This is a genomic window from Enterobacter sp. Li2LvB3 (genome assembly GCF_056156645.1).
Window position 1 is genome coordinate 83,984 of sequence record NZ_JBSICG010000017.1, and the last position, 12,689, is coordinate 96,672.

The window sequence follows — 12,689 nt, forward strand, 5'->3', positions numbered from 1 at the left end:
GAAAGCTATTTTTGGTATGCCAATAACAGGCGGCTGTAGATCTACTCCAATAAAAGCCCTTCACTGAGGTATTACCCTATGGCATTGCAGGAAAAACTGATCGACGCTCTGGGCAGTTTCGCCACCAAATTCAATAGCTATCGCTATATCATGGCGATCAAGTCCTCCTTTATTACCTTAATGCCGGTCATCATCGTTGGCGCATTCTCTGTGCTGATCTCCAACATGGTGCTGGATCCGAAAAATGGCCTGGCGAGCTTCGAATCGCTCTCTTTTCTCGCCGCGCTAAAACCGATTACCAGTGCGATTAACTACGCCACCCTGAACTTTCTGAACATCGGTGCGGTTTTTTTAATCGGTATTGAGCTGGGGCGTATCAACGGGATCAAATCGCTCTTCCCGGGTTTGCTGGCGGTGATCTGCTTTATCTGTGTTACGCCGACGACGGTTGAAATGATGGTCGACGGGCAGATGCATGTGGTGAAAGACGTGCTGCTGCGCCAGTTCTCGGATACCCGCAGTTTGTTCCTCGGCATGTTTATTGCCATTCTTTCCGTTGAGATATACTGCTGGCTGGAAAACCGCAAAGGCCTGAAGATTCGGATGCCGGACACAGTGCCGCCTAACGTGGCGGCGTCCTTCTCGGCGCTGATCCCTGCCATCATTACCACCACCGCTATCGCGACGTTTGGCTTCGTTTTCCACCAAATTACCGGCATGTACCTTTACGATGCGGTCTATCAGGTGGTGCAACAGCCGCTGGAGCGCGTGGTACAAAGCCTGCCGGGTATTCTTCTGCTGATGTTTGTGGCTCAGCTGTTCTGGGTTATCGGTATTCACGGCAACCAGATGATCAAACCGATCCGCGAACCGCTGCTTCTGGGGGCGATCACCGTCAACATGAGCGCATTTGAGCAGGGAAAAGAGGTCCCGAACATCATCACCATGCCGTTCTGGGATGTGTATATGAGCATTGGGGGTTCCGGTTTAACCATTGGTCTGCTGATTGCGGTGATGATTGCCACTAAACGCAAAGAGATGAAAGAGATAGCCAAGCTTTCCATCGGCCCTGGCCTCTTTAACATCAATGAACCGGTGATTTTCGGGATGCCTATCATGCTTAACCCGATCCTGGCGATCCCGTTCATCATCACCCCACTGGTGACAGGCTCCATCGGGTATTTCGCAACGGCTACTGGCTTTGCCGGAAAAGCTGTGGTGATGGTGCCCTGGACCACGCCGCCGCTGATTAACGCCTGGCTTTCAACTGCGGGCTCAATGGGGGCGGTTGTCACTCAGCTTATCTGTATTGTAACGGCCGTGATTATTTACCTGCCGTTTGTGAAGATCGCTTCCCGCCGTGCTGAACAGGCTGCATTGCAACAAGCCACCAACAACGCGTGAGGATCTGATGAGCACCAAACAGATAGCAATACCGAAAGATTTTATCCTGGGGGCGGCGGCATCTGCCTGGCAGACGGAAGGCTGGAGCGGCAAGAAGGCGGGGCAGGACTCCTGGCTCGACCTCTGGTATAAAAACGATCGCCACGTCTGGCATAACGGCTATGGCCCGGCGGTGGCGACCGATTTTATCAACCGGTATCGTGAAGATGTCGCGCTGATGAAACAGGCGGGGTTGACGCACTATCGCACCTCGATCAACTGGTCGCGTTTTTTGACCGACTACGAAAACGCGACTGTGGACGAAGAGTACGCGGCCTATTACGACGCCCTGTTTGACGAATTGCACCGTCAGGGGATCGAACCGATGATCTGCCTGGAGCATTACGAGCTACCCGGCGTGCTGCTGGAAACCTACGGTGGCTGGGGGTCAAAGCATGTTGTCGAGCTGTTTGTGCGTTACGCTGAAAAAGTGTTTGAGCGCTACCACACAAAAGTGACGCGCTGGTTTAGCTTCAACGAGCCGATTGTAGTGCAGACCCGCGTTTACCTCGATGCGCTGCGCTGGCCCTATGAGCAGAACACCAGTACCTGGATGCAGTGGAACCACCATAAAGTGCTGGCGACAGCGAAGGTGGTGAAGCTGTTCCGTGAGAAAGGTTATCACGGCTCTGTGGGCTGCATTCTTAACCCGGAAGTGACCTATCCGCGCTCGCGTGCGCCGCATGATGTGCGCGCCGCCGAAATGTACGATCTGTTTTATAACCGCGTATTCCTTGACCCGCTGGTGCACGGGCATTACCCGCAGGCGCTTTTTACCCTGCTGGAGCAACACCAGGTTCAGTGGGATTACACGCCAGAAGAGCTGGCGCTGATTGCCGACAACACCGTTGATGAGCTGGGGATCAACCTCTATTACCCGCACCGGGTGAAAGCGCCATCCCGCGCCTGGCACCCGGAAACACCTTTCCACCCGGCATACTATTATGAGCCGTTTGAACTGCCGGGGCGGCGGATGAACAAATCCCGCGGTTGGGAAATCTACCCGCGCATTATTTATGACATGGCGATGCGTATTAAAAACGACTATCGCAACATCAGTTGGTTTGTGGCGGAAAGCGGTATGGGCGTTGAGAACGAAGCGCAGTTCCGCAATCGTGATGGCATTATCGAAGACAATTACCGTATCGAATTTATCAGCGAACATCTCTACTACACGCTGCTGGCGCGGGAAGAGGGGGCAAACTGTCACGGCTTTATGCTGTGGGCGTTCACGGACAACGTCTCGCCCATGAATGCATTCAAAAATCGCTATGGATTGATTGAGATCGCTCTGGAGGACAACCGCGCCCGACGCGCCAAAAAGTCGGCCGCCTGGTTCCGGCAACTGCGCGAGGCGCGCGTGCTCACGCTCTGTATTGACGATGAATGGAAGTAAGCGCAAACAGTGTGGGTTCTGGTAAAATAGTACACAAACTGGTCGGGAGGATGCCCGGCCTGCGCATTAACAGCTAAGTACAGGTGATATCGTGGATCAGGCAGTCGTCCCGCCAGAAAAAAAACAGTACCAGGAGATTGGCGAGGATTTGCGCGCGCAAATTATCCAGGGGCATTATCCCGTTGGCTCGCGCCTGCCGCCGGAGCGGAACATTGCCGAGACCTATGGCGTAAGCCGAACCATCGTGCGTGAGGCGTTACTGATGCTGGAGTTGCAGGGCACGGTGGATATTCGCCAGGGGTCGGGCGTCTATGTGATGCGCATCCCTGAAGAACATGAAAGTGAAGAAGAGCGGTTCCTGAATAGCGATGTCGGCCCGTTTGAGATTTTACAGGCCCGACAGCTGCTTGAAAGTAACATCGCTGCGTTTGCTGCAAAAATGGCCACCCGGGCGGACATTGATAACCTGCGCCGTATCATCGAACAGGAGCAACGCGCCATTGCCGCCGACGATAAAAGCCAGGATAACAACAAAATGTTCCACCTGGTGCTGGCGGGCGCAACGCAAAATCAGATGCTGCTGGCAACGGTTGAAAGCATCTGGCATCACATGGACAGCAGCCCGTTGTGGCAGCAGTTCAACGTGCATATTGGCAGCCGCGCCTGGCGTCTGAAATGGCTCGGCGATCGTCAGACGATCCTTGCGGCACTGCGTCGGCGCGATGTGATGGGCGCATGGCAGGCCATGTTCCAGCATCTCGAAAATGTGAAAAAGAGTCTGCTGGAACTGTCTGACGAAGATGCGCCAGATTTTGACGGTTACCTTTTTGAGTCTGTGCCTGTATTTCAGGGGAAGCTGGTGTGAAAATTATGCCGCTTTATGCCGCGCCGCAGTTTGCAGAGAAGGTTATCGACTGGATCTGGCAGGCTTTTGGCGACGGCCTGCCGCGTGAGTTTTTCCAGAGCGTGGTTGAGCACAGCCAGACCCCGGGCGCGTTGCCGCTGACGTTTATCGCCGCGGAGGGCGAGCAGCTTCTGGGGACGGTGGGGTTATGGCGCTGTGATTTGATTAGCCGTCAGGATCTTTATCCCTGGCTTGCCGCGTTGTACGTTGACGAGGCGGCTCGCGGTAAGGGGCTTGCGGGGTTGCTACAGGAACATGTCATCGCCTTTGCCGCGCAGGCCGGGTATTGCGAATTACATCTCTGGTCTGCCTGCCGCAACTTTTACGAACGTTACGGCTGGCATTATATCGGTGATGGTCTGGAATACCTGAACAAAACGGTCCATCTCTATCGTTATTCGCTTAGCCCTTCAACGGGTGACGCCACGGAGTGACGGCGCACCAGCGTTGGGCTGAACAGATGCGTAATTTCCGGCGGCTGGCGTTTATCCGCCAGCGCTAATGCCAGCTCTGCCGCCTGCGTTGCCATCGTTACAATAGGATAACGCACGGTGGTCAGACGCGGACGTACATAGCGGGACACCAGCACATCATCAAAGCCAATCAGCGAAATTTCTGCCGGCACGTCAATACCGTTGTCATTTAACACCCCCATCGCACCCGCGGCCATTGAGTCGTTATAGCTGGCAACGGCGGTGAAATTCCGCCCGCGGCCTAGCAGCTCCGTCATGGCTTGCTCGCCACCGCTTTCGTCAGGCTCACCGTAGGCAACCAGGCGGTCATTACACGGCAGACCGTTTTCGCGCAGTGCGTCGTAGTAGCCTTGCAGGCGGTCATCCGCATCCGAAATGGGGTGGTTAGAACAGAGATAGCCGATGCGGGTATGACCCTGCTGGATCAGATGACGGGTCGCCAGCCAGGCGCCGTAACGGTCATCGAGCGCAACACAGCGTTTTTCATATCCGGCAATAATGCGGTTGATTATTACCATCCCGGGAATTTGTTTCATCAGGTTGATGAGTTCTTCATCGGGCAACATTTTGGCATGGACGACCAGCGCGGCACAGCGGTGGCGGATCAGCTGTTCGATGGCCTGGCGTTCTTTTTGTTCATTATGGTAGCCGTTGCCAATCAGCAAGAAGTTACCTGTTTGGTAAGACACCTGTTCGACGGCTTTAACCATTGCGCCGAAAAAGGGATCTGACACATCACCTACGACCAGACCAATGGTCTCTGTCGACTGCTGAGCCAGTGCGCGGGCGTTGGCGTTGGGGTGGTAATTCAGCGTTTCCATGGCGCTTTGTACTGCCTGGCGTGATGCGTCACTGGCTTTTGGTGAGTTGTTAATCACGCGCGAGACGGTCGCGACGGAAACACCTGCCAGACGGGCCACATCCTTAATTGTCGCCATTTAATACCTTCTTAGTGGGGGTAAGCGTTTACACACGAACTAGTGTTGCGGAAAAGTAGCGCGCATACAAGGGGCGGGGGTTTTCGCAATCCACAAACGTGACGCAGAACATACCCTGACGGTGTAATCGTTACACAGCAAGACATGTCAAAATAATGTCAATCTGAACCTTTAGTTACACTTTGCCTCAGGCTGTTGCGATTGTCTGATAGTCGGGACGGTTGGCTGATTGATAGAGTCGAGATCCCAGAGGTATTGATAGGTGAAATCAACTCCGGTTGATTAACACGATTTACACCAACCTGCGTTTCTACGCAGGTTTTTTTTTGCCTCACAGTTCAACCTGTAACAGCAACAGAGAATATTCACAACTGGTTGCACTTCGGCTCATTCCCTTGCGTTTTCTCACTGGCGAAGCACATGGTGAACATCCACAATCAAGATCCCAGAGGTATTGATTGGTGAGAATTCTTAGTACGCATCTCGTACTCATCACTTGCACCAACCTGCGCGGATGCGCAGGTTTTTTTTTGCCCGGTTTTAGCTATCGCTCCTGCTGCACTTCTCGTGTAATCTGCCACCATTTAAAGAACATCCCACTCTGGCTGGCAAGGGAGTTGAAATGCTTTTTGGGTTCTTCCGTACACTCTTTCGTATCCTCTTTCGCATTCGCGTCACCGGTGATACCCAGGCGCTAAAAGGCGAGCGCGTTCTTATCACCCCAAACCACGTTTCCTTTATTGATGGCATTTTGCTGGCGCTGTTCTTGCCTGTACGTCCGGTTTTTGCCGTTTATACCTCTATCAGCCAACAGTGGTTTATGCGCTGGCTGGCGCCACTGATTGATTTCGTTCCACTCGACCCGACAAAACCGATGATGATTAAACATCTGGTGCGTCTGGTGGAGCAGGGTCGCCCGGTAGTGATTTTCCCTGAAGGGCGAATCTCGGTGACAGGGTCGCTGATGAAAATCTACGATGGCGCGGGTTTTGTGGCCGCGAAATCGAAAGCAACCGTTGTACCGCTGCGTATTGAAGGCGCGGAGCTGAGCCATTTCAGCCGCCTGACAGGGCTGGTGAAGCAGCGTTATTTCCCGAAGATTACCCTGCATATTCTGCCGCCGACCACGTTGCCGATGCCTGATGCGCCACGTGCGCGCGACCGCCGTAAAATTGCGGGTGAAATGCTGCACCAGATAATGATGGAAGCGCGCATGGCGATCCGCCCACGCGAAACGCTCTACGAATCATTGCTATCGGCGCAACATCGTTATGGTGCGAAGAAAAACTGTATCGAAGACATCAACTTTACGCCTGATACCTACCGTAAGCTGCTGACCAAAACGCTGTTTGTTGGCCGGATTCTTGAAAAATACAGCCAGAAAGGCGAAAAAATTGGCCTGATGCTGCCTAACGCCGGTATCAGTGCGGCGGTGATATTTGGCGCTGTCTCCCGCGGCCGCATTCCGGCAATGATGAACTACACGGCGGGTGTCAAAGGGTTGACCAGCGCCATCACGGCGGCGCAACTTAAAACCGTCTTTACCTCGCGTCAGTTCCTCGATAAAGGCAAATTGTGGCATCTGCCGGAACAGCTGACTCAGGTTCGCTGGGTGTTCCTGGAAGATCTCAAAGCAGACGTGACAACGAGCGACAAGCTGTGGATCTTTGCCCACCTGCTAATGCCACGCCTGGCGCAGGTGAAACAGCAGCCGGAAGATGCGGCGATTATCCTCTTTACCTCTGGCTCGGAAGGGAACCCGAAAGGGGTCGTCCACAGCCACAAGAGCATTCTGGCCAACGTCGAACAGATCAAAACCATTGCTGACTTTACGGCGAATGACCGCTTTATGTCGGCGCTACCGCTGTTCCACTCCTTTGGCCTGACGGTGGGGTTGTTTACGCCGCTGCTGACCGGTGCCGAAGTCTTCCTCTATCCAAGCCCGTTGCACTATCGCATTGTGCCGGAACTGGTGTATGACCGTAACTGTACCGTGATTTTCGGAACATCCACTTTCCTCGGAAACTACGCCCGTTTTGCCAATCCTTATGACTTCTATCGTGTGCGTTATGTGGTTGCCGGGGCGGAAAAACTCCAGGACAGCACCCGTCAGATTTGGCAGGACAAATTTGGCCTGCGCATCCTTGAGGGCTACGGGGTAACGGAGTGCGCGCCGGTAGTGTCTATTAACGTGCCGATGGCATCAAAACCTGCAACCGTTGGGCGAATTCTGCCAGGTATGGACGCGCGTTTGCTGGCCGTGCCGGGCATTGAAGACGGTGGCCGCTTGCAGCTGAAAGGGCCGAACGTGATGAACGGGTATTTGCGTGTCGAAAACCCAGGCGTGCTTGAAGTGCCAACGGCAGAGAACATTGATGGCGTTGTTGAAACAGGCTGGTACGACACGGGGGATATCGTCCGCTTCGACGAGCAAGGTTTTGTACAAATCCAGGGGCGAGCAAAACGTTTTGCCAAGATAGCAGGCGAGATGATTTCTCTGGAGATGGTTGAACAGCTGGCGACGGCGGTTTCTGCCGACAAACTTCATGCTACGGTCGTGAAAAGCGATGCCAGCAAAGGTGAAGCGCTGGTGCTGTATACGACCGACAGTGAACTTAAGCGCGAACAGCTGCTTCGCCATGCCCGTGAACACGGCATTCCTGAACTGGCCGTGCCACGCGATATCCGCTATCTGAAACAATTGCCGGTACTGGGCAGCGGTAAGCCCGATTTTGTCACCCTGAAAGGGATGCTTGAAGAGGCGGAACAGCAGAATGCGTGAGTCAGTGCACACTAACACCTCAATCTGGTCAAAAGGCATGATGGCAGTGATTGCTGCCCAGTTCCTGTCAGCCTTTGGTGATAACGCATTGCTGTTTGCCACCCTGGCACTGCTGAAAGCAGAGTTCTACCCCGACTGGAGTCAGCCGATCCTCCAGATGGTGTTTGTGGGTGCTTACATTGTTTTTGCCCCCTTTGTGGGACAAGTGGCGGACAGTTTCCCGAAAGGCCGGGTCATGATGTTTGCCAACAGCCTCAAGCTGCTGGGTGCTGCCAGCATCTGTTTTGGTTTCAACCCGTTTATCGGCTATACGCTGGTGGGTATTGGTGCGGCGGCCTATTCTCCGGCGAAGTATGGCATCCTCGGTGAACTGACCACCGGAGACAGGCTGGTTAAAGCTAACGGTCTGATGGAGTCTTCAACGATTGCCGCTATTCTGCTTGGCTCTGTGGCGGGCGGCGTACTGGCCGACTGGCATGTGCTGGCGGCGCTGGGCATTTGTGCCGCGGTATACGGCGGAGCGGTAGTGGCGAACCTGTTTATCCCGAAACTGGCCGTGGCAAGACCGGGGCAATCCTGGCGCTTTACGCCAATGACCGCCAGCTTCTTTAATGCTTGCCGCGTGCTGTGGCGTAACGGCGAAACGCGTTTTTCGTTAACCGGAACCAGTATGTTCTGGGGGGCGGGTGTTACCCTGCGCTTCCTGCTGGTGTTGTGGGTTCCGGTGGCGTTGGGGATCACTGACAATGCCACGCCGACCTATCTTAACGCGATGGTAGCGATCGGGATTGTGGTTGGCGCAGGCGCTGCGGCGAAGCTGGTAACGCTCGACACCGTCGCGCGTTGTATGCCTGCGGGGATACTGATAGGCGTTGTTGTGCTGATTTTCTCTCTGCAACATGCATTACTTCCGGCGTATGTCCTGCTCGTTCTGATCGGTATTCTCGGCGGTTTCTTCGTTGTGCCGCTCAATGCGCTGCTCCAGGATCGCGGCAAGCAGACCGTTGGTTCGGGAAATGCCATTGCGGTGCAAAACCTGGGTGAGAACGCGGCGATGTTGCTGATGCTTGGGCTGTACTCGCTGGCTGTGAAAGCGGGTACACCAGCCGTGGCGATTGGGGTCGGGTTTGGCGCTATCTTCGCGCTGGCGATTGCCGGGCTGTGGGTCTGGCAGCGTCGGCGTTAAGTGTTGTAGGCCCGGTAAGCGTAGCGCCACCGGTCAATGGCAGGCACTGACACCGACAAAAAGCCGGGTGGCGGCTTCGCCTTACCCGGCCTACGGTATTCTGCGGCGCAAAAAAAACGGCAACATCTGTTGCCGTTCTGCATTTATTACGGTGCCGGGTAGGTATAAACCTGATGCACCGCTTCAATTTCCGCTAACACCTCTTCGCTGAGGTGAAGATGGAAACTCTCAATGTTGGTCTTCAGCTGTTCCATAGTGGTCGCGCCCAACAGGGTGCTGGCAACAAACGGCTGACGACGCACGAAAGCCAGCGCCATCTGCGCAGGATCCAGTCCGTGTCGTTTAGCGATATCAACATATGCCGCGACGGCTTTTTGCGTCTGCGCGCCACTGTAACGGGTAAAACGGCTGAACAGGGTGTTACGCGCGCCGGCAGGTTTCGCACCATTCAGGTATTTACCGGTCAGTGTGCCAAAGCCCAGGCATGAGTAGGCGAGCAGCTCAACCTCTTCATACTGTGTCACTTCGGCCAGACCCACTTCATAGCTGCGGTTCAGCAGGCTGTACGGGTTTTGAATAGTGACGACACGCGGCAGATCGTGTTTATCCGCCAGATGCAGATAGCGCATCACGCCAAATGCCGTTTCGTTAGAGACGCCAATGTAGCGGATCTTGCCTGCGCGCTGGCATTCAGCCAGGGCTTCCAGCGTTTCGAGCAGGGTGACGACCGGCGCGCTTTCATTCCAGCTATAGCCGAGCTTACCGAAACAGTTTGTCGGACGCTGTGGCCAGTGCACCTGGTAAAGATCGAGATAGTCGGTTTGCAGGCGCTGAAGGCTGGCATCCAGCGCAGCGCGGATGTTTTTGCGATCGAGGATCTGGTTTGGGCGGATCCCGGCATCATTGTTACGCGACGGACCGCTGACTTTAGAGGCGACAATCAGCTTTTCACGATTACCGCGTTTTGCAAGCCAGTTTCCGACATACGTTTCTGTTAAGCCCTGCGTTTCCGGGCGCGGAGGAACAGGGTACATCTCTGCAACGTCAATCAGGTTAATCCCCTGACTCACGGCATAATCGAGTTGTGCATGGGCATCGGCTTCGCTGTTTTGTTCACCAAATGTCATCGTGCCCAACCCCAGTTGGCTTATCTCCAGAGAGCTGTGGGGGATACGGTGATAATGCATAGCCGGCTTCCTTTACAATGGGCGTCAGGAACTCCCCGACGAAGGAATATAAACATGGCAGAGGGGAGGCAAAAGGGGAAGAGAAAAATCAAAAAGGCCAGCAAGCCACTGACCTTTATCTGTTTACCGCTCGATGATTTGCGAAACTTCGTCGCGATTGATTTGCATTTTGTTGCCTTCCTGGTCGCGGTAGCTGACCAGCCCGGTATCGTCATCAACTTCGGGTTTGCCGTCTGTCAGGATCATCCGGCCATCTTTTGTCGACATAACGTAATCACTGCTACAGCCCGATACTGCAAACGCTAAACCGACTGCTGAAATTAACACTGCCCATTTTTTCATCGTTATCGTCCTCACCTGGCTCGTATCAAATCATAGTGTAGTAATAACCCGATAATCCGACAGGAGAAAGCGGTAAAATCTTAAAAACCAGGTGATTGTGTTTGATACATCGCAAATTTCGTGAAAAATCTATCTTCTTAGTAAGAAATGACGAGCAAGCAGAGCGCCGGTGAAATTCTTTTTGAGATAAAAGCCGCGGGGCAGCGTCAGGATTGGTTCGCCATGAGCGCCGATAGCTTCTGTAAGCGCTTTACTGTTGGCAGCTTTAGGGCGCAACTGTAAAACTTCGCCATGCCGGGCGGTAATGCGCTCAACGTGCCCAAGCACGATCATATCCATCAACTCTTCCCAGTCCAGGCACAATTGTCTTTCTTCATCTTCGTCCGGGCTCCAGAGCAACGGCGTACCGACGCGGCGCTCTGCAAGCGGAATTTGCCTGTCGCCTTCCACAGGTACCCACAGCACGCGTTTCAGTTTATGGCGTACATGGCTGGTTTCCCACGTTACGCCTGTATTACCGGTTAATGGCGCAACGCACACAAAAGTGGTTTCCAGCGGCTTTCCCTGGCTATCCACAGGGATCGTTTTCAGTTCAATGCCAAGTGCTGCGAAATCTTGCTCGGGTTTACTGCCCGCACTAGCCCCCAGCCACAACTCAAGCAACATGCCAATCCAGCCTTTGTCACGTTTGAGATCGTTGGGAATGGGCAAGCCTGCCATCGCGGCCAGTTCGCCAAGCGAAAAACCCGCCAGGCGCTGTGCCTGATGTAGCAATTGGTCTTCGTTGGTGGGAGGAGAGAGCAGCGGCGTAAGCGAATGCATGAAGATAACCTTTTGATTAAAAAATGAACTAAGTTTTTGTGCCTTGTGGATAGAGTTTAACTTTTTCTGTACGAATATTCCATGTGTATGATTTGTATGTGATTTTATCTTATATTTAGAAATCAAATGGGTGCAAAAAAACAGGTTGTTCAAATCTGGTCACTGACAATAAACAGGATCTTACACCATGTTATCCACAGAAAAGTGGGATAACTGGGAATAACCCCTACTACTGTTTCAATTTACAGCCTTGACGTGCGACGAAAATCGAATTTTCACACAAATTGTGTCTAACTTATTGGCACAATCTGTGGATAAAACCGACGCTGCTCGATCTTTCATCAGCATGACGATCTCTCGTGTGATGATCATCACGTTATTCATGTTTTTTGGCATGAAAACATAATTAATTATATGAAAAACAAAGAGTATATTTATTTCGTATCGCAGAGGATTTTAACGTCCGAAAAGGTTGTTCATCGGTAATTCCGTACTTCTTCACAACTATATCCACAGAAAAGGTGAATAAAATTGGCCTTATGGCACCTTATCTGTTTATAACTCCACTCATAATTGTGGGTTATTCAAATGTTATTAGGTTACAGGCCTGTAAGAGAGTGGTTTACCGCCTCCCTGGAGTGTGAAACAATCATTCATATATAAGGTTTAGTTTGGGGTAGTCCGGTGATAGATGACGATGGCTACCGCCCAAACGTAGGAATTGTAATTTGTAATCGTCAGGGCCAGGTCATGTGGGCCCGGCGATATGGTCAGCACTCATGGCAGTTCCCGCAGGGCGGGATCAATCCAGGAGAGTCCCCAGAACAAGCGATGTACCGGGAGCTGTTTGAAGAGGTCGGTTTAAGCCGGAAAGATGTTCGCATCCTGGCTTCAACCCGCAACTGGTTGCGTTACAAGTTACCGAAACGTTTGGTGCGATGGGACACAAAGCCGGTTTGTATCGGCCAGAAACAGAAGTGGTTTCTATTGCAGTTGGTGGGAAACGATTCAGATATCAATATGCAAACCAGCAGTACGCCGGAGTTTGATGGCTGGCGCTGGGTGAGCTACTGGTATCCTGTTCGTCAGGTCGTGTCCTTTAAGCGCGATGTTTACCGTAGGGTGATGAAAGAGTTCGCAAGTGTGGTGATGTCGCTTCAGGAGACGCCTCCTAAGCCGCAAAGCGCACCTGCCTGGCGACGTAAAAGAGGTTAAG

The 12,689-nt window shown here is 53.1% G+C and carries 11 protein-coding genes and 1 pseudogene; 7 read left to right on the forward strand and 5 right to left on the reverse strand.

Going from position 1 to position 12,689, the window contains the following annotated elements; translation table 11 throughout:
• The first annotated feature begins 78 nt into the window (after window positions 1-78).
• The 4 genes from ACS603_RS15190 to ACS603_RS15205 all read left to right on the forward strand — a co-directional run bounded on the left by ACS603_RS15190 (window position 79) and on the right by ACS603_RS15205 (window position 4,177).
• A complete protein-coding gene (locus ACS603_RS15190) occupies window positions 79-1,404 on the forward strand; it encodes a PTS sugar transporter subunit IIC (protein ID WP_182062301.1) in 1,326 nt (441 codons plus the stop codon).
• Window positions 1,405-1,411: 7 nt separating this feature from the next.
• Window positions 1,412-2,839 carry a glycoside hydrolase family 1 protein gene (locus ACS603_RS15195; RefSeq protein WP_474944516.1) on the forward strand — a complete coding sequence of 476 codons (1,428 nt, stop codon included), beginning with the start codon at window positions 1,412-1,414 and terminating at the stop codon, window positions 2,837-2,839.
• Between the two features lie 91 nt (window positions 2,840-2,930).
• Window positions 2,931-3,704 carry a GntR family transcriptional regulator gene (locus ACS603_RS15200; RefSeq protein WP_259831764.1) on the forward strand — a complete coding sequence of 258 codons (774 nt, stop codon included), beginning with the start codon at window positions 2,931-2,933 and terminating at the stop codon, window positions 3,702-3,704.
• A complete protein-coding gene (locus tag ACS603_RS15205) occupies window positions 3,701-4,177 on the forward strand; it encodes a GNAT family N-acetyltransferase (protein WP_474944517.1) in 477 nt (158 codons plus the stop codon). Before ACS603_RS15200 ends, ACS603_RS15205 begins: the two co-directional genes overlap by 4 nt.
• Here the strand turns inward: ACS603_RS15205 and galR are convergent.
• On the reverse strand, window positions 4,138-5,154 hold the full coding sequence (gene galR, locus ACS603_RS15210) for an HTH-type transcriptional regulator GalR (protein WP_315686670.1): 1,017 nt from the start codon (window positions 5,152-5,154) through the stop codon (window positions 4,138-4,140). The genes ACS603_RS15205 and galR overlap by 40 nt on opposite strands.
• A gap of 622 nt (window positions 5,155-5,776) precedes the next feature.
• Here galR and aas point away from each other — a divergent pair.
• Window positions 5,777-7,936 carry a bifunctional acyl-ACP--phospholipid O-acyltransferase/long-chain-fatty-acid--ACP ligase gene (gene aas, locus ACS603_RS15215; RefSeq protein WP_474944518.1) on the forward strand — a complete coding sequence of 720 codons (2,160 nt, stop codon included), beginning with the start codon at window positions 5,777-5,779 and terminating at the stop codon, window positions 7,934-7,936.
• Entirely contained in the window at window positions 7,929-9,122 is a 1,194-nt protein-coding gene (lplT, locus tag ACS603_RS15220) for a lysophospholipid transporter LplT (protein ID WP_182062295.1), read from the forward strand. The genes aas and lplT overlap by 8 nt, the downstream gene beginning before the upstream one ends.
• A 146-nt stretch (window positions 9,123-9,268) precedes the next feature.
• On the opposite strand, the gene ACS603_RS15225 is transcribed toward lplT, so the two are convergent.
• The 4 genes and pseudogenes from ACS603_RS15225 to ACS603_RS15240 all read right to left on the reverse strand — a co-directional run.
• Window positions 9,269-10,309 (reverse strand): NADP(H)-dependent aldo-keto reductase, encoded by a 1,041-nt coding sequence (locus ACS603_RS15225; RefSeq protein ID WP_474944519.1) that lies wholly within the window; start codon window positions 10,307-10,309, stop codon window positions 9,269-9,271.
• Between the two features lie 123 nt (window positions 10,310-10,432).
• Window positions 10,433-10,651 carry a YgdI/YgdR family lipoprotein gene (locus tag ACS603_RS15230; protein ID WP_014071602.1) on the reverse strand — a complete coding sequence of 73 codons (219 nt, stop codon included), beginning with the start codon at window positions 10,649-10,651 and terminating at the stop codon, window positions 10,433-10,435.
• A gap of 129 nt (window positions 10,652-10,780) precedes the next feature.
• Window positions 10,781-11,473, reverse strand: coding sequence for a DNA mismatch repair endonuclease MutH (gene mutH, locus ACS603_RS15235; RefSeq protein WP_474944520.1), 693 nt, complete (start codon window positions 11,471-11,473; stop codon window positions 10,781-10,783).
• A 155-nt stretch (window positions 11,474-11,628) separates the two neighbouring features.
• Window positions 11,629-11,715: pseudogene (locus ACS603_RS15240) on the reverse strand (hypothetical protein); the annotation flags it as partial.
• 442 nt (window positions 11,716-12,157) lie between these two features.
• Between ACS603_RS15240 and rppH the strand changes: the two are divergent.
• The gene (gene rppH, locus ACS603_RS15245) at window positions 12,158-12,688 is read left to right on the forward strand and encodes an RNA pyrophosphohydrolase (protein ID WP_014071600.1); all 531 of its coding nucleotides are present in this window, start codon (window positions 12,158-12,160) and stop codon (window positions 12,686-12,688) included.
• The last annotated feature ends 1 nt before the right edge of the window (window position 12,689 follow it).

Bases quoted from the DNA above. Each gene is read 5' to 3' on its own strand.
- ACS603_RS15230 (WP_014071602.1), bottom strand. From the start codon at position 10,651: ATGAAAAAATGGGCAGTGTTAATTTCAGCAGTCGGTTTAGCGTTTGCA.
- mutH (WP_474944520.1), bottom strand. From the start codon at position 11,473: ATGCATTCGCTTACGCCGCTGCTCTCTCCTCCCACCAACGAAGACCAA.
- galR (WP_315686670.1), bottom strand. From the start codon at position 5,154: ATGGCGACAATTAAGGATGTGGCCCGTCTGGCAGGTGTTTCCGTCGCG.
- ACS603_RS15225 (WP_474944519.1), bottom strand. From the start codon at position 10,309: ATGCATTATCACCGTATCCCCCACAGCTCTCTGGAGATAAGCCAACTG.
- lplT (WP_182062295.1), top strand. From the start codon at position 7,929: ATGCGTGAGTCAGTGCACACTAACACCTCAATCTGGTCAAAAGGCATG.
- ACS603_RS15195 (WP_474944516.1), top strand. From the start codon at position 1,412: ATGAGCACCAAACAGATAGCAATACCGAAAGATTTTATCCTGGGGGCG.
- ACS603_RS15190 (WP_182062301.1), top strand. From the start codon at position 79: ATGGCATTGCAGGAAAAACTGATCGACGCTCTGGGCAGTTTCGCCACC.
- aas (WP_474944518.1), top strand. From the start codon at position 5,777: ATGCTTTTTGGGTTCTTCCGTACACTCTTTCGTATCCTCTTTCGCATT.